The following is a 22,024-nucleotide window of genomic DNA, read 5'->3' on the forward strand; positions in this document are numbered from 1 at the left end:
GCTTATTTGGAATCCGCCTTTGGAATGATCGTCTTGGCGATGCGGATCAGCTCTTCGGCAGCGATGTCACCCGTGGTAGCGTTGAGCGAAAACATGTAGTGATGTCCGGTGGTTGGTTCTTCATAGACCCAGTCCAGCTGTGCCAGCTGCGCCGAGTTTCCGCCGTTCCACGTTTTTTGCAGCACATCCTGCCCGTTGATCTCGATTTTCCGGCTGGTCATGCCCGTGCTCTCATCCCAGTAGGAAGTCACGCTTCCGTGGTCCCCGTTATTCAGAATGGTAAGGGAGACTTTTTTATTGCCGCTGGCATAATATACCGTCGAAAGCCAGAATTGATCGGTGAACTTCACCGGCATCAGGGCGTAGTCCTTCCCGGAGGCTTTGGCTTTCTCAAGCAGCTTTTTGGCGATGTCGGCTTTTTCCTGCTCGGTCAGCGGGTTCACGTCAGTCTCGCGCTCCATGTGCACGCTGGCATTATTGAACGTGTATGTGCCCGAACCGGAAAGCTCCTTGGCCAGCGGCAAACCGGGCACGTTCACCATGCTTTGCAGCTTGGCGAAATCCTTGACGGCATGTGGAGTGGATTTGATGTCGATGGCATGCTTCGGATTATCCGGTACGACATAAATGATGGCGGCTTCGCCCGGCTTGATCTGTTCGTCCCAGATGGTGTTCATCAGATGTATACGGTTCAGTTCCTCTTTTGAATAGTCCTTACGCGAAGGCGACTCTGCGTTCGATTTCTCCTCATAGACTACCTCTCCCTTGCCGTTGGTTAAAGAGTGGTACTTTACTGCTGCGAAACCGGTCGATGCGGTAAGCAGCATGCCGGCAATTAAGAGAATGCTCACTTTGTTTTTCACGAAAAATCGCTCCCTTTTAAGATGTTTTTCCCGAATTTGGTTCATGACGCGTTCCTGGAGGGCCGCACCAAGCGGCTCAACCCTTTGAAAGAGTGGTTTCAGGTCCTGGTCGTTGTCCATGCTCATTCGTTTCTTCCCCCTCGGCCATGGCATAATGTTTGCGGAACTTGGCTGCGGCCCGCTGAAATTTTTTCCTAAGATAGGTCGTGCTTTGTTGCAAAATAAGGCTGATCTCGTGATAGCTCTTGTCCTCGACGCAGCGCAGGATGAGCAGGCTTCGTTCCTCGGCGGTCAGCCTGGCCAGCGCACTGAGCACGGACGGATTGTAGTATTTGTGCTCGATGACCTGATCGACATGCCTGTTATCCTGATCCTTCTGATACAGAAAGGGGAGGTATCGGGATAGCTTTCGCTTGCGGAGGTAGTCGATGCACTGGTTGGAGGCGATGCGGTACAGCCAGGCTTCGAAGGGCTTGTCCGGTTCGAATTTAGATAGATTGCGATAAGCTTTCAAAAAAGCTTCCTGGGTGCAATCTTCGGCTTCGGCATAGTCGCCAAGCATGTGATAGCAATAGTTGAAGATGGCTTTGTGGCAGCGGTTCATGATCAGCTCATATTTGTCGATCTCTCCCTTTAAAACATCAGCAACGATCTGATGGAATGCTGGTTCATCCAAGTGGTTTCACCCCTTTACAATTTGTATTACGCTTGGGCAAAGCACAAATGTGACAAATGGATTTAATAAATCTTGTTTGCAGGAGAGGGCATTCGGCAAAATCGAGTTGGAGTAAGCGGTGCCCTGTATGGGTTGGGGAGAATTCTGCAACAAAAAAAGAGAGACGCCGGAGCGGCGTCTCTCTTTGCTGATTCATTTTCTTAGCAATCGTGGCTTCATTGGACCAGTGGTTAATCCTCATCGAGCCCGGCTGCCTGGATTCGATATTTGGAATCAAGGGAACCGCAGCTTCCCGCAATCTTAATAGATCGCCTTAGCATCCGCCGGCAGCTGCCGGACATGCTGCAGGAAGGAGGCCACGCGCTGATCCTGCCCCATATCGTATTCGAAGCCTAGCTGTTCAGCGACATAAAGCGCGGTTCTGCGGAACAGCGCTCCCATCGTAAACAGCGCCTCCCACACCTCTTCGTAGGTTCCGCGAGGGTAGGTGGACATCAGCTCGTTCCAGCTGTCCGATGACAGGTAGTTTTTCAAGTACTTGCCGTTCTTGCCTATGCTGAGCGAGAAACCGGTCTGGGTACCTACCTGCCACCCCAGCATTTTCATCAGCATCGGACGCATGATGTTGTGAAAGTGGTCTTGGGCATACAGTATTTCTTCCCGCCACAAGCCCTTGGCTACATACGTGGATACCCACCAGAATTCATTGCAGCAATCCTCGAAAAAGGCTGCCGACGGGCGCTTTACCCAGAAATCCTCGTCGGACGGAGCAGAAACCTTAGGGAAGGTCTGGTCTTTATCCATTAAGATCTGGATCAGTTTGTCTTCTCTGCAGTATTTCTCCTTCTCCTCAATGGGAATCAGGGTCATGTCAATCCGGTTGCCGTCGGTAAATAACATCAGGTACGAGAACCAGCCTCCAAGATCCGGGGGAAACAAGGCCATGTCTTCCGGCGTCTGCAGAATCAACCGTTCCCCGAAAACGTCAATCCAGTTCGGATCCTGAATAAAGCTGTCCATGTCCGTTACGTGAAAGCTGATATCGTAATCCTGGAAAATATCCTTCGGCACGTTGGGATTCGTTCTGGAGCCCTCCAGGGTCACGGCCCGAACCCGTTCGTCGCGGGCTGCGTAGCCCAATACCAAATCCATCATTTCTTGTTCGCTTCTCATGTTATCCAGCCTCCGCATTCATATTTAGATGACTCAGGTTTCGAATCGGACAGGTCAGGAGGTCCACGAATCCGGACCGTAGAAGCATGGCATGGATATGGAGCATGTTATAACTTGTTCAAGCGCTTTTTCATGGGGGAAAACTCCTTTTCGTGATTTCTAATATATCTAAATTAATTCTTCATGGCCTTAAAAGATTCCTCCGCAGCTTCAAGCGTAGTCTCGATGTCGTCATCCGTATGGGCGGTGGTCATGAACCAGGCTTCGTATTTGGAAGGAGCCAGGTTCACGCCTCGGTCCAGCATATGGCGGAAGAATGCGGCAAAGGCTTCGCCGTCGGTGTCCTGCGCTTCATCATAGTTCGTGACCGGATGATCGCAGAAGTGAGTGGAGAAGGAACCCCGGATGCGGTTGATCGTGAGCGGAATGCCGTGGCGGTCAGCGGATGCCTGCAAACCTTCCGTCAGCTTGATGGTCAAGCGCTCCATTTCTTCATATACGCCTTCACCCTGCAGAACCTCCAAGCAAGCGATTCCGGCAGCGATGGAGGCGGGATTACCCGCCATAGTTCCTGCTTGATAAGCTGGGCCGAGCGGTGCGACCTGTTCCATCACGTGTTTACGGCCGCCATACGCGCCGATAGGCAGACCGCCGCCTATGATTTTGCCAAGAGCCGTAAGATCCGGCTGAATCGCTTCATGATTGGCCAGACCCGCATAGGTTTGGGTAGATCCGTAGTGGAAGCGGAAAGCGCTGATGACTTCGTCATAGATGACCAGCGAGCCGTTGTCGTGCGTCATCTGGCATAAGCCTTCGAGGAATCCCGGTTTCGGCATCACCATGCCGAAGTTGCCAACGATGGGCTCCACCATAACGGCAGCCACATCATCGCCCCATGCGTCGAGGGCAGCGCGCAGGCCTTCCAGATCGTTGAACGGAACGGTAATGACTTCCGTTGCAATGCTTGCCGGGATCCCGGCACTGTCCGGAATGCCGAGCGTGGAAGGGCCGGAGCCTGCAGCTACGAGGACAAGATCGGAATGGCCGTGGTAGCAGCCGGCGAACTTGATGATTTTGTTGCGCTTGGTGTAGGCGCGGGCCACCCGGATCGTGGTCATGACCGCCTCGGTGCCGGAATTGACGAAACGCACCTTATCCATGGACGGGATGGCGGCCTTCAGCATTTTGGCCAAGGTGATCTCAAGCTCGGTCGGCGTCCCGTAGAGGGTACCGTTTTGAGCTGCCGACGTGATTGCAGCTGTAATATGCGGATGGGCATGTCCGGTTATGATCGGGCCGTAGGCTGCTAAATAATCGATATAGCGGTTGCCGTCCTCGTCCCAGAAGTGGGATCCGCTTGCACGTTTCATGAAAACGGGGGCACCGCCGCCTACGGCCTTGAACGAACGGGAGGGGCTGTTTACGCCGCCTACGATATGCTGCAGCGCTTCTTGATATAGAGTTTCGGAACGGTTTCTGGATGTTGACATTATAGTTAAACTTCCTTTCTTCATGAAGCAGGACAGGAAGCTAAAATGACGTAGCGCCCTGTCCTGATTGCTGTATGTGTATTAGTTACGATCCGTTGTTGCAGATGGAACAGTGGAGCTTTCAGCGTCGCTCTTCTCGGTATCCCTGTTCTCGGAATCACCTTCCGTGCCTTCGCTGCCTTCGGTCTCAGGGTCAGGCGTTGGCGGGTTCATGATATCCTGGATATACTGTTTCAGCGTATCCGGATTGCCGACCGTTAGAACGGCAGCGCCGCCGATATGTTCTTCCTTCAGGAGTTTCATCGGCGGTACCTGTTCGCTGCCGCTCATTTTACTCTTGTAGGCAACGTTCGCAAGCTTCCACATATCCTCGACATCGAGATTGGTATCAATGTACGGGCTGACGGACTTCAGAATGTCCGGAAGCTTCATGATGGACGTGGTGGTCTGCATTTTCTTGGCTACGGCCTTCAAGAGCTCGCGCTGACGCTCGGTGCGGGTAAAGTCGCCCATCGCATCGTAGCGGAACCGGACATATTGCAGCGCCGCGTTGCCATCCAGATGCTGCATGCCTTGCTTCAATTCGATGTCGTATTCGTTTTTGTCTGCTTTACTGGCATAATTCATGTCCTTCTCAACATAGAAATCAACCCCGCCGACGGAATCAACCAGCTTCATGAAACCCTGGAAATCCGTATAGACGTAGTATTGAACCGGAATGCCCAGCAGATCGCCTACCGCCTTCATCGCCGTATTTGGGCCGTGCGTGATGGCCGTATTGATTCGGTTGCGGTCATATCCGGGTATTTCTACGTAAGTATCGCGCAAAATAGAGAATAAGTGCATTTTTTTCTTCACCGGATCAATCGAGGCAACAAGCATACTGTCGGAACGAGGAATTTCCCCTTCCTCAAAACCGCGTGCATCCACGCCCATCAGCAGAATGTTAACCGTCTCCGTTCCTTCCCACTCGGGCGGCGCCGGCACTTTGGCATCTACCTTTTCAATTTCACGAAAAGGGGAGGATTCACCTGATTTCTGAAGACTTTGTAAGCCGTCGTAGAACGATGCCGCATAATAAATGCCATAACCAATAATAGCGGCGAGGATGAGGCTGACACTCCATATAATCGTCTTCTTTGTTTTTTTGGTCATTGTGTTCTTCCTTTCGGATTACGCTGATGAATAAATTCGATAGAACATTTGAACATTCGACATTCATTCTATTATAATTTTTTTCGAAAAGACAATCAATTTTCGGGACTAAAGTCCGTAAAGTAGGAGTGGAGCCTTATCGCAGATCAAACACAGTTGACAGTCGGAAGCCAAGTGCCGGATTTTTCACTTCCGGCTTCGAACGGGGAGAAGATAGCTTTAAGCGATTTTCGTGGACGTAAAGTCGTGCTGTTCTTCTATCCGAAAAATATGACCCCAACCTGCACCGAGGAGGCTTGCAGCTTCCGGGACCATTACGGAGCCTTGGAGCAGGCGGGCGCAGTCGTGATCGGGATTAGCCCGGATCCGCTGAAATCCCATGCCAAATTCATCGATAAGCATAGCCTGCCCTACTTGCTCTTGTCTGATGAGGAGCATAAGGTTAGCGAAATGTTTGACGTCTGGCAGATGAAGAAGATGTTCGGCCGCGAGTATATGGGTATTGTACGCTCTACCTTCTTGATTGATGAGCAGGGAAAGCTGGCAGGCGAGTGGCGGAAAGTGAAAGTGAAAGGTCATGTCGAAGCGGTTCTCGCAGCCGTGCTGTCATAGCTATATGAAGAACGGTCCCTCAGCATGCCTGGAAAGGCATGATAAGGGACCGTTTTTTTAGAGAAATAAGACCAGAGGTATAAGCCGGCGAAGGGACCGCAGGAGGCCACCGGCTCCCTCAGCTGCTCGCCCGCGTTTGGCTATTTACCGAAAACGAGCTGTTTCGGGCCGGCAGACATAGGATCCCCTGTATGCTGTAAAAACGAGCTGTTTTTGAGCCCATTTGGACACTCGATCCGCTATTTACCGAAAACCGATCCATTTGGGAGGCCATCCGGACAGAGGATCCGTTAATGCACCCAAAATCACGAATTTAGCCCGCAATATCTTGCAATAGCGGATCTCATGTCCTCATACCTCCATTAAAGGGCAGAAAACAAAGGAATAGCGGAACCACAGTCCTCGAATATCATCAAATATCGCTAATCCAGGAGAATCGAGCTGTTTGGGAGTACCATGCGGATCCTGCTGCCCGTCATTCGCTTGGCTCTCCGTCGATTCCAGGGCCCAGCCACAACACCTGGCTTTTAGCCGCGTTCACGGCATTGCCCCAAAGGTTCCGCTCCTCTCAAGGGTGGCGGATACGACATTGCCAGAAGAACCGGTGAAGACTCGCACGACCGCACCATTTTCTTGTCTGACGGGATGTTCTATCATCCCTTCCGGTTGTAAAATATCAAATCCTAGTCTTTTTTTGAAACGCCCCCCATATAATCTATCAGGAAGCCGAACTCATAGAAATGATGGAGGTAGAGTTGATAATGAAAAATATGGTGCGGGTAACATCAATTGCGGTATTTTTCGGCGTATTGGCATTGCTGATTATGATCGGTATGGGGCTTGAGGTCCAGCGGCCGATAGACATATATGTGGAACAGGCTCCTCTGGCATCGCCGCCAATGACAGTAACTCGGCAGGATGTACAGGTGAAGCCGGAAGAGGCAAGCAAGCCAATCGTCACGACTGCATTCAAGAAACCATCGGCCGTGAACGCCGCACCTGTTCAATATAAGAAACCAAGTGACAAAACGGTATACCTGACATTTGATGACGGGCCATCGGATCTGACGCTTGATGTGTTGGATATTTTGAAGCGGGAAGGAATTAAAGGCACGTTTTTTGTACTGGGCAAGGAAGCAGAGACCCGTCCCGAGATTATTAACCGCATCTACGAGGAAGGCCATGTGATCGGGAATCATACATATGATCATCGTTATGACAAGCTCTACGGACATTTTCAGGATTTCTGGGGACAGATTAAGAGAACGGAGGAAATCATTCGTTTAATTACGGGTGAGCGGCCGCAGCTGGTCAGAGCTCCCGGGGGGACGGCCGGCCATTTTGACGAAGCCTATTTTCAATTCATGAAGCAGGGGGGCTATCATGTATTTGATTGGAACGTCGACAGCGGCGACTCCAGGTATCGAGGCGTCCCGGTTAAAGACATCGTCAAAGGGGCAACCACGAAAGTGAACGGCAACGAGGCCATTGTGCTTCTTCATGACGGTAAAGGGCATGCCGAAAGCGTAAAGGCTCTGCCGGACATTATTTCATATTATAAAAAGCAAGGCTATGCCTTTGATGTACTGTCTCCGGAAATCCAGCCCGTACAATTTCGTGCCCAGCAGAGTGCACGGAAGGCTTCGCAGCCTTCAAAGCAGTGGATTCGCGAGCATGTCGCAGCCAACGCCGCGCTATTTGAGACTGGGCGAACACTGGCCGTGGAATTCGGAGGAATGGAGACTGCGTTCGCGGCAGGGGAATACAAAATGGTGGACGGCCGGTTGATGGTACCGCTGCGTTCCCTGGTGGAGCGGCTCGGCGGAAGTGTGTCTTGGAAGTCTCACAACAAGACCGTGCAGGTGACACTGGCTGGGAATCGCTGGGAAGCAGATCCGCTTAACGGCTTGCTATTCCCCATGCAAACAGGGGGCAAACCGGTGTCTTCGGATGTTCATTTAATCGGCGGCACCGCTTGGATTCCGCTTCGGGAGGCGCTTGACTTTTCCGGCCGACCTGTTACAAGAGTGACATATGAGGAAAGCGAGTATCGCGTTCTAACTTTGTAGTCGAAAATTGCATTTTATGTTTGTAATTATGCTTCACAAGTTATAGACTAGTACTTAGAGATATTTATCACAATCCCTAAGATTGTTTCAGATTAAAGGAGGGGGAGGCTTCCCCCTGCTTTATTTTTGGCGATAGTGAGTCACCCATAAGTTCGCACTTTTGTACGTGATGCATAATAGATACCGGTTATCCCAAAATTAAAACTAGCCGGTTCGATCGTCGCCAAGTCCATCTTGGGAATTCACTTAAAGAAAAGGAGGCAATTCTTTATGACAGAAACATCTTCTCCACAGCCGTCCGAAACTCCGGAAAATGTTGTAGGAAACCAAGAAGCTGCGGCGTCCAGCCGTCCTGATGTGCTGCTCGAACAACTGCTCAAGCCCGAGGTTCAGGAATCCCTCACAACTCTCGTGGACAATCTTCCAAAACTTACGGAAATGCTGACCGTCATGACTAAGGCATATGACTTCGGTAAATCCGTAGCTACGGATCCCGTGCTTGCGGAAGACACCATGGCTTCCCTTAGCGGATTCGCGAAGCCAATCACGACAGCAGCAAAAGGCGTTGCATCTGCAGCCATCGAAGCCGGAGACCGTGTACACGCTCAAGGCGACCAAGCTCAGATCGGCGTATTTGGTCTGATGAAAATGCTGAAAGATCCTCAGGTTCAAAAGGGTCTTCGCTATGCTCAGGCTTTTTTGGACGTTCTTAACGAACGTGACCAACAAAACAAGCGTTAATCCATAAATCATACGAAGAACGGAGGATGGTCATGTCTAAACATATTTTAATTTTGGGCGGAGGCTACGGCGGCTTGCTTAGTGCGCTTTCTGCACGCGAGCATTTTGGTGCTGCTGCAAAAATCACGCTGATCAACCGTTTCCCAACCCATCAGATCATTACGGAATTGCACCGTCTGGCAGCAGGCAACATCGCAGAGAAAGCAGTAGCTTTGCCGCTCGACAAGCTTCTGCGCGGCGCGAACGTTGACCTGCGCATCGGCAACGTTAAGGAAATCAAGCCGGATGAGCGTTCGGTTTCCCTCGATGACGGCGGAAACTTCACATATGATGCCCTGGTTATCGCACTGGGCAGCGAAACGGCATTCTTCGGTATTCCGGGATTGCAAGAGAACAGCTTCATTCTGAAGTCCGTTAACGATGCGAATCGTCTGCGTGCTCATGTGGAGTCCCGCATTGCGGAATACAGCAAAACGAAAAACAAAGCGGACGCTACCATCGTGGTTGGCGGCGGCGGTTTGACAGGCGTTGAGCTTGTTGGTGAATATGCCGATATGAGAAGCGAGCTGGCTCGCAAATACGGTATCGACCCACAAGAAATCGCGCTTTATTGTGTTGAAGCAGCTCCTTCCATTCTGCCAGGCTTCCCTGCTGAATTGGTTGACCGCGCGACAACAAGCCTGCAGAAACGCGGCGTGAACTTCCTGACCGGATTGCCGATCACCAAAATGGACGGCACGACCGTAGAACTGAAAGACGGCAGTACGCTCGAAACCAGCACCTTGGTATGGACGGGCGGCGTACAGGGCAACTCCGTTGTGGCGAACTGCGGCATCGAAGTCAATCGTGGACGTGCGGTTGTTAACGAATTCCTGCAATCCGCATCTCACCCTGATGTTTACATTGCAGGCGACAGCGCGGTGGTCATGGGACCAGAAGGTCGTCCATACCCGCCAACTGCACAGCTGGCATGGCAAATGGGCGAGCTGATCGGCTACAACATCTTCGCTCAATTGAATGGCGGCGCACCAGCTTCGTTCACCCCGGTATTCTCCGGTACGCTCGGCAGCTTGGGACGTAAAGATGCCATCGGTACCATTGGTGCTAACAAGACTCAATTGAAAGGTCTGCCTGCAACCTTGATGAAAGAAGCAAGTAACATGCGTTACCTGTCCCACATCAACGGTTTGTTTACACTGGCTTACTAAGCCTAGAAGGCGGCATTATATCAACATATAAAGAGATGGACCCGGAGTTTTTCGGGTCCATCTTTTTTTTGCGCAGACAAACATAAGCAGATGGACTTAGGGACATCGACATGAAAACATAATACGATGATTACACCCGGGAGCGAGGAAGCAATATGATCTTCAAACGCGTGCTCCGGAGGGGATGTTAGAGAAGGAGGTAAGGGAAAGGCAGAAGGTGAGAGTCCAATTGGTAGAAGAAAGAAGGGCAAACAGTTATGTAAGCGCTATCGTAAAAGGTCCGCAATTTTCATTTTATGAACGGAGGGAGCATGTATGCGGGGATATCATCGTCTTCATTCCATTGTCATTCAACTGTTTTTGTTTTTTTTCATCGGCACAACACTCCCGGTTCTCATTATGGGGTTCCTGTCGTATAACAAATCGGCCTCAATCGTGGAGGAACAGGTCAGTAAAGTGGCTTCCCTCACCATCACCCAAGTCAGTGACAAGCTGAATATGTTCTTCAAGAAACTGGACGATTCCTCGATGATGGTGCTGAACAGCAAGGTGGTTCACGGCATTCTGGAGGATCAGGATATCAGTAAATATGACCTGACGTTGAAGGTAAAGGAGGGGAAGGACCTGCTGACCTCCATCATGATTAACTCGCCGGAGATATTGGACGTGTACGTGTTTGACGTGCAGCGGAACAATTCGGTCCTGAGCGCCGATTCCTTGATGTCCATCCCGGACCAGTGGGATTCTTCTTGGTATCGATCGATACTGGAGGCGAACGGGCAGGCAGTATGGTTCGGTTTGTCCGATACCTCCTACCTGAAGCAAACGGGAATGGGATTTCCCGTGTTCGGGCTGGGCCGGGCAATCCGAAGCTGGGATACGGGGGAGATTGTCGGGGTGATGTTCATCGAGATTATGGGAGACGTCCTGATCGATGAATTAAACCATGTCCAGTTCGGCGACACAGGGTATATGTACGTGGCCAATGACGAGAATCGTTACTTTTACCATCCCGATCCTTCAATGTACGGGAAGCAGTCCCCGATCAAGCTGCCCTCGGGTTTGACGGAATATAACCTGAACAACAAAAAAACGCTGATGATCCCTTCGCGCCTGAACAACGGCTGGCATGTGGTCGGCATGGTGCCGCTGAAGGAACTGACGGCAGATTCGGCGAGCATTCGGAGTTTCACGGTCTGGATTGTATTCGGATCGATCCTGGCGGCGATCGGCATCGGTTATTTCATGACGCGGAGGATTGGCAATCCGCTCGTTCATTTAAGCCGCTTGATGCGCAGAAGCGAAGCAGGCGATTTGTCGGTCCGCAGCAAGAATGTGGGGCCCAGTGAAATCGGCCAGTTGGGCCGAAGCTTCAACAAAATGATTGAGCAGATCGATTTGCTCATCAGGCGAATCGCTGCGGAGGAATCCGAGAAGAAGAAGGCGGAAATCCGTGCGCTGCGGTATCAGATCAATCCCCATTTTCTTTACAATACATTGAATTCGATTCGCTGGATGGCCAAGCTTAATCGGACGAATGACGTGGATCGATCGGTCACGGCCCTTGTTCATCTGCTGGAGGGGAGCCTGGAGCGAAACGGCGTGTTTATAAGGCTTGGAGATGAACTTGAGCTGCTTCGGAAATATATGATCATCCAGAATTACCGCTATGACCATCAAATTGAGCTGAGGATCGACTGCCCCGAGGAAATGGAGGACCTTTATGTTCCCCGGATGCTGCTGCAGCCGATTGTGGAGAATGCAATCTTTCACGGGATTGCCCCGCTTGATGAAGCCGGCGTCATTACGATTCGGGTAACTTCACACCAGCAGGATGTCATGGTTCGGATCGAGGATAATGGAATCGGCATCAAGCCTGAACGAATAGAGGGACTGCTGTCGTATGAACAGGATCACTCCAAGCACGGCATGACCCGCATCGGGCTGCGTCATGTTCACCAAACAGTCCAGCTGTATTACGGCAGCCGCTATGGGGTATGGGTGGAAAGCCCGGAAGGCGGAGGAACGCGGGTCACGATAACGTTTGCGAGGCAAAGGGGTGAAGATTATGTACAGAGTGCTGCTCGTGGATGACGAAGCGATCGCACGTACAGGACTGCGCTCGACCTTCGACTGGGAGAAATATGGTTACCGGCTTGTGGGAGAAGCCTCCAATGGACAACGGGCAATGAAATGGATTCTGAACGGGGATCTGGACATTCTGATCACGGATATCGCGATGCCGGTCATGGATGGCTTGGAACTGACCCGCCGAACAAGAGAGCTTTGTCCTTGGGTGAAGGTGCTGCTGCTCAGCTGTCATAGCGATTTCGCATTCGTGCGCGAAGGCATAAGGCTTGGCGCTTCGGATTATATTCTCAAGCCGACGCTGGATGCGGAATCTTTGGGTGCTGTGCTGGATCACATGCGTTCGAAGCTCGAAGAGGAGAAGCAAATGCAGCGGATTCTGACCGAGCATGAGCACCAGCAGCGTATGAATCAGAAGAAAGCCGCTGAGAAAATCCTCTTTCAGGCGCTGTCCGGAGAACCGGGGGCAATCGCCAATCTGGAAGCCCAAAATCTAAATGGCGCTTATATGCTGGCCGTGCTCCAGCTTGACTCTGATTCAGGGGCTGGTGCAGCCGGGGTGCAGCCCAAGGATTGGCATGACGAGATTGAGCGATTGATGGGGCTGTTATATGACCAGGTGCCGGAGGCGCTGGCAGTTCGGCTGGAGACGGACCGGATCGCTGCCTACGTGCCTCTACGGCATGCAGGAAGGGTGCCTGCTTCAGAGCATGAAGCAGCAGTCCATCTGCCGGCCCGATGCACCATGGGGCTCAGCAGGAGATATAACGGCATGGATAAGCTGCAGGAAGCGTTTCGAGAAGCTAGCGAGAGCCTGGAAGGCCTCTTTTTTCATAAAGATAAACAGATACTGCGGGCAGAGGAGCTCCCCCTGACCGATGCCGATTCGGCTCAGGAGAGGCCGGCTGCCGAGCTGCATGCCCTAAGAGCCGCGCTGACGGTTGGGAACATGGACATAAGCGGAGAGCGCCTGCAGTCCATCATGCTGCGCTGGCAGCCCGGAAGGATGAAGAAACCGTCGGTCATCCGAGAAGCAGAGGAGCTTCTGAGCTTGCTCGCTATGTTTCATCTTCCCGGCGGCCCGCCGCTTCCACAGATCGGGGAAGTGGGCAAGCTTCGCTCGGTGGGGGAAGTGAAGGAGCTGGTCCTTCAAGGCTTCCATACGCTGCGGGACGAGGCCATGCGTCACCCTGTACCGGAATCTACGCTGCATGAGCGAATCGTGCTGCAGGCCGTTCAATATATTAACGCACGCTTTACCGAGCCGATCTCCCTGCAGGAGGTGGCGGACGAAGTGGCCGTCAGCCGCAACTATTTTAGCGAATTGTTTAAGCGTGTCACGGGACACAACTTCATTGACTATGTGATTGATCTGAGGTTGAAACGGGCCAAGGAGCTGCTCTCCACGACATCGCTGCGAGTGTATGAAGTGGCGGACCACTCCGGATTTAATGACGTGAAATACTTCAGCAAGCTGTTCAAGAAGATGGTAGGCATGACGCCTGCGGAGTACCAGGGACAGCAGCGGAAATAATGGAAATTCATAGGATCGGAAAAGAATCCACTTTTTCGGAACATAATCCGTTCAAAAGCTTTTTGTCAAAATTTTATAATTAAAGCGTTTACAAGAGCTGTGCCAGCGAGTCCAAATCTGGTTTGAATGGAGGAAATGAAATGACAAGGAAACAGGTGAGAGGGTCATTGCTTGTAATCATTCTTCTACTATCATCCATACTCCAAGCGTGTGGAGGCGGCGGAACATCAGAGGGTGGGGAGTCCGGAAGCGGTGAGAAGGTCAAGATTAAATGGGCAACCTGGGGAAATCCCGGAGAGCTTAGCCGCTTTCAGGAGCTCACGAAGGACTTTAATAAGAAGCACTCGGACATTGAGGTCGAATTTATTCCGATTCCGGGCGAGTATGATCAGAAAATATTAACCCAATTAACAGGTGGGACCGCTCCGGATGTCTTCTACGCAGGGGACGCCCTGGTCGTGAAACTGATCGAGAATCAGAGCATTGAGAATTTGACGGCGTATATGGAAGCACCGGAAAGCGTGATCAAGAAAGAGGATTATTTTGAAGGCTTGTGGGGCGCAGCCGTGCGGGATGGTCAGACCTTCGGGGTACCGGTGGACTGTAATCCGATGGTGCTGTGGTACAACAAGAAGGTGCTGAAGGAAGCAGGGATTACCGAGATGCCGGCCGATCTTCAGGCGAACGGTCAGTGGACCTGGGACAAATTCAAGGAGATGTCGGACAAGATCCGGGACAGCAAAAAGTACGGCTACGTGCTGGATAACTCTTGGAACAGCTACCACAGCTGGGTTACTTCCAACGGCGGTCGGGTGTACGACGACGAAGGGAATTTCGTGGCAGCTTCGGATCCGAAAGCAATGGAGGCGTTCCGCTTCCTGTACGACAACGTGAAATCCAAAAACATCACCTTCTCCGGCACGCTTCCCAAAGGGCAAGGCGGAGATGCCATGTTTATGTCCAACCAGGTCGGATTCGTTGCTGCAGGCCGCTGGTACCTGCCGTTGTTCAAGAAGAATCAAGGACTTGAGTATGACGTGGTCACATGGCCAACCAATACCGGCAACAAAATGGAACCTGCCGGAATCCCGACCGCATACCTGGTGATGAACAAGGCATCGAAGAACAAGGAAGCGGCATACACCTTCTTCTCCGAGTACGTAAGCAAAGAGGGTCAACGTTTCCGCCTGCAGGGCGGCGGCAATGCGGTCCCGTCGGTACAGGGAACGGATGAAGTAGTGCTGGAAGGGAATCTGCCGGAGCATGCCCAGTTATTCCTGGACGCGCGTGAGATCGGGTATTCCCTGACTCCGTTCGAAGCCGGCATTCCCGGGCTTAGCCAGGATATTACGTCCAAGTTCGAGGCGTTGTGGCTGAAAGATCAGGATCTGGAAAGCTCCTTGAAGGATATTCAGGATATGGCCAACAAGAAAATTCAGGATTACAAGAGCGGCAAGAATTGATCCAGCTCTGGGGAGGAACGGTGAGATGAAATGAACACGCAGCCTGCAGGAAGCTCCGGAGCCGCTCCTTCTCCGGAGCGGATTCCGGAGAGGAGAACGACCTTAAAGAGCAAGACGTCCGACGGTTTATGGGGCTACTTTTTTATCTTTCCCCAGATGATCGGCTTGATCGCTTTTTCATTGGTCCCTCTCATCTCGGCTTTTGTCATCAGCATGATGAACTGGGACGGCATGGGAGCCAAGAAGTTTATCGGTCTCCAAAATTTCGTGTCCCAGCTTCAGGATGAGGAGTTCCACATCGCACTGGTGAACACGGTGTATTACACGATTCTGTCGGTACCGACAGGCATCGTTCTCGCCATGCTGGTAGCGGTAGGCTTGAACCGGGTCCGCGGGAAGATTCTGTACCGGCTGATCTACTTCATGCCGAACATTACGATGTCCGTTGCCGTCGCGGTTGTGTTTATGTGGCTGTTTAACGCCGATTTCGGCCTTATTAACATGTACCTGAAGCAGTGGTTCGGGATAACGGGTCCTTCCTGGCTGACGGATTCCAGGTACGTAATGCCTTCGATTGCCCTGCTGAGTGTCTGGATGGGGCTGGGAGGCAACATGGTGCTGTTCCTGGCTGGACTTCAGGGCATATCGAGAAGTTATTACGAGGCGGCCGAGATCGACGGCGCCGGCAAATGGCAGCAGCTGATCCATATTACGATTCCGCTGCTGTCGCCGACGACCTTTTTCGTAACGATCATGTCCATCATCGGTTCCTTCCAGGTGTTCGACCAGTCGTTTGTCATGACCTCCGGTGGACCGGCGAAGGCCAGCTATACGCTTGTCTATCACATCTACGAGACGGCTTTTGCGGACTTTACCTTTGGCAAGAGCACGGCGTCGGCGGTCATCCTGTTCGTGATGATTCTGTCGCTCACCTTGTTCCAGATGAAAATGTCCAAGCGGTGGGTGCATTACGAAGACTGACGGGCGAACCTTTAGGGAGGAGGGAAAATGAATGATACATCGGGGATTGAGGATGTCCACCGTGGTGCTGCATATCGTGCTGATCATAGGCGCCTGCATGATGGCGCTGCCGTTTGTATGGATGGTGCTCAGCTCGCTCAAGGATTTGTCGCAAGTATTCGTCGTGCCGCCCAAATGGATTCCGGACCCGTTCATCTGGTCCAATTATAAGGATTCGCTGACGGCGCTGCCGTTCGGGCGTGCGTATTTCAACAGCTTCTACATCAATATCATCGTCGTGGTTTCACAGCTGATTACCTGCTCCATGGCGGCTTATGCTTTTGCCAAAATCACGTTCCCGTTCCGGGAGCCGCTGTTCATTCTGTTTCTGGCAACGATGATGGTGCCGGGACAAGTGACCATTATTCCGCTTTATCTGATCATGAAAAATATTGGATGGCTGGATACGCATCTGGCGATTATCGTCCCTTCCGCGCTGCTGAACGCCTTCGGGGTATTTCTGCTCCGGCAATTCTTCAGAGGCATTCCGAAGGAAATGGAAGAGGCGGCCATCGTGGACGGCGCGAATCGCTGGACGATCTACGCCCGGATCATGATACCTCTAATCAAACCGGCTTTATCGGCACTCGGGATTTTTACCTTCCTCGGGATGTGGAACAACTTCTTTAACCCGCTGATCTTCCTCAGCAGTACGGATAAGTTTACCGTGCCGATGATGCTGAATTTGTACCGGGGCATGTATGCCACGGATTGGACGCTCATGATGGCCGGGGCATCCATTGCACTGATCCCGGTCCTCATCGTGTATATCATCGGACAGAAATACATTATCGAAGGCGTTACTTTATCCGGAATTAAGGGGTAGGCGAGCTTAAGCAGCCCGTAAGCGGAGTTCTTGTATAAGGACCCCCGCTTACGGGTTATTTGTGTTCTGACCAGGATACCAATATAAAGCAGAGGAGCTGCAGTATATTCTCACAGATATACTAGTATGGTAGTATAAGGTAAAATGAGTACGCTTACATCTAACATATCATGAAGGGGGACGAGGGTATTGTTCAATGTACTTCTGGTGGACGATGAACCATGGGTTCTGGAAGGACTTCGAACCATGATCGATTGGAACCGGTTTGGATTTCAAATATGCGGAGAAGCCCTGAGCGCTCCGGAAGCGCTAAAGTTAATGGAACAGTTGAAGCCCGAGCTGGTGATGACGGATATCCACATGCCAGTCCTGAACGGCCTGGAATTGATTGAGCACAGCAAACGGATACTGCCTCTTCCTCCGAAATTCGTTATTTTGAGCGGATATGATGATTTTGGATACGCGCATCAAGCCATGCGCCAACGGGTCGCCGAGTATTTGCTGAAACCGATTGATGACGAGGAGATCGAGGCAGTGCTTGCCAAGCTCAGCCATGAGATCCAGGACGAACGAGACGCTGAACGCAGCTACCGGAAGAAAGCCGGCCTTGCCGTCCATTATTTGTTGAACCGGCTCATTCGGGAAGAGTTGAGTCCTGATTTGGCCGAGCAAGCCAGCAATGCGATGCAAATCCAGGGCGAGCCGCTGCTGCAGTGCCTATTGATTGAAACAGGGATTACTGAAACGGGAGTGGATTGGATCGAATGGATGACCGATTACGGGCCCCCGAGCTTACTGGGATGCTTCCAGGACAATAGCGGGAGCATCGGAGTGGTGCTGCATGTCGAGCATTCGACTCCGGATGAGGTCATGGAGACTGCGCTGCAGTTGCAGTCTGCTCTGGCCCGGGAGCTTGAAGGGCCGGTTATCGTGGCGTTAAGCGGCACAGGGGAGGGAATCCAGGCGATCGGAAAGCTTTACAGGCAAAGCGCGGAGGTGCGCGACGATAAGCGAAGCCAAGGCCGAAGCGGCGTGTTTTGTTGCCAAGAACCGAGAGGAGCGGAGCGGCTCCGGGGACTTCCCTGCGGATGGATGGACGAATTGCTTTCCATGATTATGGCGGGGGAGCATGCGTCCATCGAGTCATGCTTGGCGCGGATTTTTACGGGCATGCCCGATCATCTCCTCCACCTGAGGGCTTTTCAAGCCGATGTGGCCGATCTGGAATTGAAGCTGTGTCGAAGAATCGCGGAAATGAATGGAGATCCGGATCTATTCATGAACCGGCTGCAAAGGAAGCTTGGTCATCTGAGTGATGCTTGCCATAAAGCGCCGTTGAAGAATTATATGCGGTTGCTCGCGTTTGAGGCCGCTTCGCAGCTGGAAGAGTTAAGCAAGCTTAACGAGCACAACACCATTTTTCAAGTGATTCAGTATGTCGACCGGGAGTACCGGAGCAGGCTTCAGCTTCAGGATTTGGCACGACATTTCCATATGAACGCCACCTATTTGGGGCAGCTGTTCAAGAAGCACGCTGGCAAGCCGTTCAAGGAATACCTGAATGACAAGCGGATCGAGGAGGCCAAGCTGCTGCTGAAACGGAGCGGAATGAAGGTTTCCGAGATTGCGCTCCATGTCGGGTTCCCGAACGCGGACTATTTTATCCATAAGTTTAAGTTGACAACCGGGATTCTGCCCTCGAATTACAAGAATCATGTTGAAAGCAAGCAGCGCTAAACCGGGAGGGTGCCTTCATGAAGAGAATGTTCAGGCTGGGGAATTTCGTCAACGATATTCCGTTGAAAACTAAATTTTTTCTTATTTTTGTCATTGGTGTACTGCTGCCTATTCTGGTGGTCAACCTCATCTTTATGGATCGGATGTCGGAGCTGATCCGGGAGAGAGAGGAGCAGAACCTCGATATCTCGATGGAGCGGGCTAGGAAGGATATTCATAATTTCATCGACGGCGGGGTGGCTGTCAGTCATGCGCTGAGTACGGATAAGACCCTTTACGAAATGCTCGATCGCGAGTATGAGTCCCAGCTGGACTTCTACGAAACCTTTGATGAGCAGCTCCGGAATCGGGTAACGAGCTACATACCGGTTAACAACCAGATTCAGCGGATTAGCATCTTCACCGAAAATTCCACCATTGTGTCCGGCGGCAATTATCATGTGATCAACGATAATGTGCTCGAGAGCGACTGGTATGCGTTGTGGAAGAGCTCGGCCCATCCGGTGCTGGTGGCGGCATACAGGGCTACGGAGGCAAGCAATTCGGCTTCGACGGTTCCGTATTTAAGCGTCATTGAGAAGATGGATTATTTTGATAGCTATTCCACTTATGAGAAGCTGCTTCGCATCGACATCGACCTGAGCAAGATCTATGACGTTATTGTACGGGAACGCGATTATCTGGATATGTATTTGGTGAACGAGAACAATGAGATTATTATGTCGGCCAGCAGCGGTTATGAAAGAGGGAAGTACAGCGCATATTCGAAGCTTGACCTGGAGCAATACGATGAAGAGGATCGGCATGTGTTCTCGATCGGAACGGCCAGGTACGTGAAGGGGTGGAAGCTGATCGGCATCAACCGGGGGAGCCGGATTACGAGCGCCATGCTGGATATGCAGCTGTTTACCGTTGTATTGGCAGCGGTTGTTACGCTGGTTGCGGCGGTCTTTATTACCGTTATGCTCCGGTCCTACAATTACCGGGTGAAGCGTTTGTCCCGTCATATGCAGAAGGTGAGCAACGAGAAGTTCGACTTGATTGAACTGGACGAAGGCCGGGACGAAATCGGCGGACTCATCCGGAATTTCAATCAGATGACAGCGAAGATGAACTCCCTGATCAACAATGTGTACAAGCTGGAGATTCAGAAGAAAAGCCTGGAGATGGAGCGGGTTCGGGCTGAATTGAACTTTTTGCAGAGCCAGATGAATCCCCATTTCCTGTTCAATACCCTGAATGCGATATTGGTGGTCTGCACGAAGAATCGATACACGGACGTGACGGATATTATCAAAAGCTTGTCCAAGCTGCTTCGCAGACTGCTGAGCTGGAGAGAGGATTTGGTCTCCGTGGAGGAGGAAATCAGATTTATCGAAATGTATCTCAAAATCGAAAAATTCCGCTTTCGGGATAAATTCGAATATCAATTCAACATCGATATGGAAGCGCTTCATTATAAAATTCCGAAAATGAGCATTCAACCGCTCGTTGAGAATGCATGCAAATATGGACTGCAGGCGATGGATGGAGCGGGTCTGGTGACCATAAGCGCTTCAGTTGCCCGTGATTATCTTCGCATCGTCATTACGGATAGCGGTAAGGGCATTGAGCAAGGCAAGCTACGGGACATTATTCTCTCGGTTCGCAACGAGCAGTTCTCGGGCAACAGCTTCGGCATTCGAAACGTATATCGGCGGCTGGAGCTGTACTACGACGATCATGTCATTTTCAACATTGCCAGCACCCCGAATCAAGGGACAACCGTTTCATTCGAGATTCCGATCCGGCTGTTGGAGTCTCGGGAGCATGAAGGCGGAGAGGGGGAGAACCATGCCTTTCAAAGTGCTGTTGATCGATGACGAACCGGGTGCGCTGGAAGGGCTGGCGCTGTGGATCGATTGGGAACGCTTGGGGTTTAGCGTCTGCGGAACCGCGGGCAACGGAGTGGAAGGCTTGAAGATGATTCATGGGCTTGCGCCGGATTTGGTCATTACCGATGTAAACATGCCGCTAATGGACGGGCTTCATATGATTGAAACCTGGCAGCAGCATCACCGGGATAGCGGTGTGAAATTTGCCATCATGAGCGGCTACAGTGAATTTGAATATGCAAGGAAGGCATTGCGGCACGGCATCCATCACTACATGCTGAAGCCTATTATTGCAGAGGAAGCCGAGGAGGAGCTCGGCAAGATTCATGCTGAGCTGATGCAGGAGCATCGCAGATTAAGCCTGAGCGCGATTGCTAAGAGGGAAGAGGATGTTTCGCTGATCATGCAAACGCTCTTGGAGATGCCGCTTAGGGCTAGCGGCCTGTCGAGGCTTCAGGTTTTATCCTCCGCCCATCAAGAGTGGAACGTATGTCTGATCCAAGCAGAGTCTGCCTTGTTTCCTGACGTCAAGGAAACCGTCGCCCGCTTGTCAGCCCACGCGAATTCGGAGTATGTCATCGATCTGGAATCGAACCGGCTTGGTTTGGTGAACGGTTATTCCCCTGACAACGGGAGCGTACCCTCAGGCACGATCCGCGAGCTGGTCCGCCATTATGCAGGACAGCGGCTGTTTATGGCTGTAGGAGAAGGCCAGCAGTCTCTGGTGCATATCCATCGCTGCTACGAAACCGCCAAGGAAGCCATCGAGCATCAATTTTACGATCCGGCGTACGGCGGGATGATTTCATATGAAGAGGTACGGGATCGGCCGTTTCATTATCGTTACCCCACGAACCTGATGGATGATGTCATCAGGTCCGTGGAACTCCTCGACAAGAAGGGATACCGCGAGGCTGCCGGATTGGCTGCGTCCAGGTTTGCGGAGCAGCGAATCGCGCCGGGGATCGTGAAGAAAATGGTGATCCATGTTTTGTATAAAATCATGGATTTGGTGAGGGAGGCGGAAGGTGCGGAAGCTCGAATCCTGGCAGCCAAATCCAATGCAGCTGGATTAACGGACGGAACCTTCCATTTGAACGACTTGATGGGAGAGCTGCTGCGCTTCGGGGAAGAGTGCATCGAGCTTCTTCTCAAGGAGCAGGCCCGGCATTCGCAAGGCATAATCCAGGAGATTAACGATTATATTCGGCAGCACTACCGGGAGAATCTGACCATTAAGCGATTGGCGGAGCTTTTTTATCTGCATCCCGTCTATCTCGGCCAGCTACTGATGCGTAAGAATGGGATTGGCTTCAACGAACTCATACATAATTTGCGGATTGAGGAAGCGGCCGCGCTGTTGAAGCAGAACAAGCTGAAGAACAGCGAAATCGCCGAAAGGGTCGGCTACACCCACTACAACCAATTCCTTAAGCATTTCGAAAAAAGATGGGGCATGGCACCGAATGAGTTCAAGAAGAGGATGTTCTAAAGT

General features: G+C 51.7%; 17 protein-coding genes. 12 read left to right on the plus strand and 5 right to left on the minus strand.

The features are described from left to right. Window positions 1–2: 2 nt before the first annotated feature. The 5 genes from ACETK5_RS24100 to ACETK5_RS24120 form a co-directional block, all read right to left on the minus strand. Window positions 3–989: a DUF4367 domain-containing protein gene (locus tag ACETK5_RS24100; RefSeq protein WP_394058289.1), complete on the minus strand. Its 987-nt coding sequence runs from the start codon at window positions 987–989 to the stop codon at window positions 3–5. Further along, window positions 940–1,539 (minus strand): RNA polymerase sigma factor, encoded by a 600-nt coding sequence (locus tag ACETK5_RS24105; protein ID WP_394058291.1) that lies wholly within the window; start codon window positions 1,537–1,539, stop codon window positions 940–942. The genes ACETK5_RS24100 and ACETK5_RS24105 overlap by 50 nt, the downstream gene beginning before the upstream one ends. Window positions 1,540–1,839: 300 nt before the next feature. Continuing rightward, on the minus strand, window positions 1,840–2,712 hold the full coding sequence (locus ACETK5_RS24110) for an aminoglycoside 6-adenylyltransferase (RefSeq protein WP_394058293.1): 873 nt from the start codon (window positions 2,710–2,712) through the stop codon (window positions 1,840–1,842). 173 nt (window positions 2,713–2,885) lie between these two features. Next, window positions 2,886–4,202 (minus strand): glutamate-1-semialdehyde 2,1-aminomutase, encoded by a 1,317-nt coding sequence (locus ACETK5_RS24115; RefSeq protein WP_326111936.1) that lies wholly within the window; start codon window positions 4,200–4,202, stop codon window positions 2,886–2,888. 81 nt (window positions 4,203–4,283) lie between these two features. Next, window positions 4,284–5,357, minus strand: coding sequence for an LCP family protein (locus ACETK5_RS24120; protein ID WP_394058295.1), 1,074 nt, complete (start codon window positions 5,355–5,357; stop codon window positions 4,284–4,286). Between the two features lie 156 nt (window positions 5,358–5,513). Here ACETK5_RS24120 and bcp point away from each other — a divergent pair, with 156 nt between their 5' ends. The 12 genes from bcp to ACETK5_RS24180 all read left to right on the plus strand — a co-directional run bounded on the left by bcp (window position 5,514) and on the right by ACETK5_RS24180 (window position 22,021). After that, window positions 5,514–5,969: a thioredoxin-dependent thiol peroxidase gene (gene bcp, locus ACETK5_RS24125; protein WP_326111935.1), complete on the plus strand. Its 456-nt coding sequence runs from the start codon at window positions 5,514–5,516 to the stop codon at window positions 5,967–5,969. A 761-nt stretch (window positions 5,970–6,730) separates the two neighbouring features. After that, the gene (locus ACETK5_RS24130) at window positions 6,731–8,038 is read left to right on the plus strand and encodes a polysaccharide deacetylase (RefSeq protein ID WP_326119875.1); all 1,308 of its coding nucleotides are present in this window, start codon (window positions 6,731–6,733) and stop codon (window positions 8,036–8,038) included. A 270-nt stretch (window positions 8,039–8,308) separates the two neighbouring features. Further along, the gene (locus ACETK5_RS24135; protein ID WP_100540211.1) at window positions 8,309–8,779 is read left to right on the plus strand and encodes a DUF1641 domain-containing protein; all 471 of its coding nucleotides are present in this window, start codon (window positions 8,309–8,311) and stop codon (window positions 8,777–8,779) included. Between the two features lie 32 nt (window positions 8,780–8,811). Next, window positions 8,812–9,987 carry an NAD(P)/FAD-dependent oxidoreductase gene (locus ACETK5_RS24140; RefSeq protein ID WP_394058298.1) on the plus strand — a complete coding sequence of 392 codons (1,176 nt, stop codon included), beginning with the start codon at window positions 8,812–8,814 and terminating at the stop codon, window positions 9,985–9,987. A gap of 315 nt (window positions 9,988–10,302) precedes the next feature. Beyond that, entirely contained in the window at window positions 10,303–12,081 is a 1,779-nt protein-coding gene (locus tag ACETK5_RS24145; protein WP_326119874.1) for a sensor histidine kinase, read from the plus strand. Next, the gene (locus ACETK5_RS24150) at window positions 12,056–13,609 is read left to right on the plus strand and encodes a response regulator (RefSeq protein ID WP_326111929.1); all 1,554 of its coding nucleotides are present in this window, start codon (window positions 12,056–12,058) and stop codon (window positions 13,607–13,609) included. The genes ACETK5_RS24145 and ACETK5_RS24150 overlap by 26 nt, the downstream gene beginning before the upstream one ends. Window positions 13,610–13,749: 140 nt before the next feature. Continuing rightward, window positions 13,750–15,072, plus strand: a complete 1,323-nt coding sequence (locus ACETK5_RS24155; RefSeq protein ID WP_394058301.1) for an ABC transporter substrate-binding protein — start codon at window positions 13,750–13,752, stop codon at window positions 15,070–15,072. Window positions 15,073–15,102: 30 nt separating this feature from the next. After that, window positions 15,103–16,053 (plus strand): carbohydrate ABC transporter permease, encoded by a 951-nt coding sequence (locus tag ACETK5_RS24160; protein ID WP_394058303.1) that lies wholly within the window; start codon window positions 15,103–15,105, stop codon window positions 16,051–16,053. A 31-nt stretch (window positions 16,054–16,084) separates the two neighbouring features. After that, window positions 16,085–16,918, plus strand: coding sequence for a carbohydrate ABC transporter permease (locus tag ACETK5_RS24165; protein WP_326111926.1), 834 nt, complete (start codon window positions 16,085–16,087; stop codon window positions 16,916–16,918). Between the two features lie 189 nt (window positions 16,919–17,107). Beyond that, window positions 17,108–18,655: a helix-turn-helix domain-containing protein gene (locus tag ACETK5_RS24170; RefSeq protein ID WP_100540218.1), complete on the plus strand. Its 1,548-nt coding sequence runs from the start codon at window positions 17,108–17,110 to the stop codon at window positions 18,653–18,655. 17 nt (window positions 18,656–18,672) lie between these two features. Continuing rightward, the gene (locus ACETK5_RS24175; RefSeq protein ID WP_326119873.1) at window positions 18,673–20,517 is read left to right on the plus strand and encodes a sensor histidine kinase; all 1,845 of its coding nucleotides are present in this window, start codon (window positions 18,673–18,675) and stop codon (window positions 20,515–20,517) included. Continuing rightward, on the plus strand, window positions 20,489–22,021 hold the full coding sequence (locus ACETK5_RS24180; RefSeq protein WP_326111923.1) for a response regulator: 1,533 nt from the start codon (window positions 20,489–20,491) through the stop codon (window positions 22,019–22,021). The genes ACETK5_RS24175 and ACETK5_RS24180 overlap by 29 nt, the downstream gene beginning before the upstream one ends. The last annotated feature ends 3 nt before the right edge of the window (window positions 22,022–22,024 follow it).

This window comes from Paenibacillus ilasis (assembly GCF_043195395.1).
GTDB classification, from domain to species: domain Bacteria; phylum Bacillota; class Bacilli; order Paenibacillales; family Paenibacillaceae; genus Paenibacillus_AQ; species Paenibacillus_AQ lautus.

Coding starts and splice junctions, on each gene's coding strand:
- ACETK5_RS24100 (WP_394058289.1), bottom strand. CDS start 989: ATGAGCATGGACAACGACCAGGACCTGAAACCACTCTTTCAAAGGGTT.
- ACETK5_RS24110 (WP_394058293.1), bottom strand. CDS start 2,712: ATGAGAAGCGAACAAGAAATGATGGATTTGGTATTGGGCTACGCAGCC.
- ACETK5_RS24115 (WP_326111936.1), bottom strand. CDS start 4,202: ATGTCAACATCCAGAAACCGTTCCGAAACTCTATATCAAGAAGCGCTG.
- ACETK5_RS24120 (WP_394058295.1), bottom strand. CDS start 5,357: ATGACCAAAAAAACAAAGAAGACGATTATATGGAGTGTCAGCCTCATC.
- ACETK5_RS24130 (WP_326119875.1), top strand. CDS start 6,731: ATGAAAAATATGGTGCGGGTAACATCAATTGCGGTATTTTTCGGCGTA.
- ACETK5_RS24135 (WP_100540211.1), top strand. CDS start 8,309: ATGACAGAAACATCTTCTCCACAGCCGTCCGAAACTCCGGAAAATGTT.
- ACETK5_RS24140 (WP_394058298.1), top strand. CDS start 8,812: ATGTCTAAACATATTTTAATTTTGGGCGGAGGCTACGGCGGCTTGCTT.
- ACETK5_RS24145 (WP_326119874.1), top strand. CDS start 10,303: ATGCGGGGATATCATCGTCTTCATTCCATTGTCATTCAACTGTTTTTG.
- ACETK5_RS24150 (WP_326111929.1), top strand. CDS start 12,056: ATGTACAGAGTGCTGCTCGTGGATGACGAAGCGATCGCACGTACAGGA.
- ACETK5_RS24155 (WP_394058301.1), top strand. CDS start 13,750: ATGACAAGGAAACAGGTGAGAGGGTCATTGCTTGTAATCATTCTTCTA.
- ACETK5_RS24160 (WP_394058303.1), top strand. CDS start 15,103: ATGAACACGCAGCCTGCAGGAAGCTCCGGAGCCGCTCCTTCTCCGGAG.
- ACETK5_RS24165 (WP_326111926.1), top strand. CDS start 16,085: ATGATACATCGGGGATTGAGGATGTCCACCGTGGTGCTGCATATCGTG.
- ACETK5_RS24175 (WP_326119873.1), top strand. CDS start 18,673: ATGAAGAGAATGTTCAGGCTGGGGAATTTCGTCAACGATATTCCGTTG.
- ACETK5_RS24180 (WP_326111923.1), top strand. CDS start 20,489: ATGCCTTTCAAAGTGCTGTTGATCGATGACGAACCGGGTGCGCTGGAA.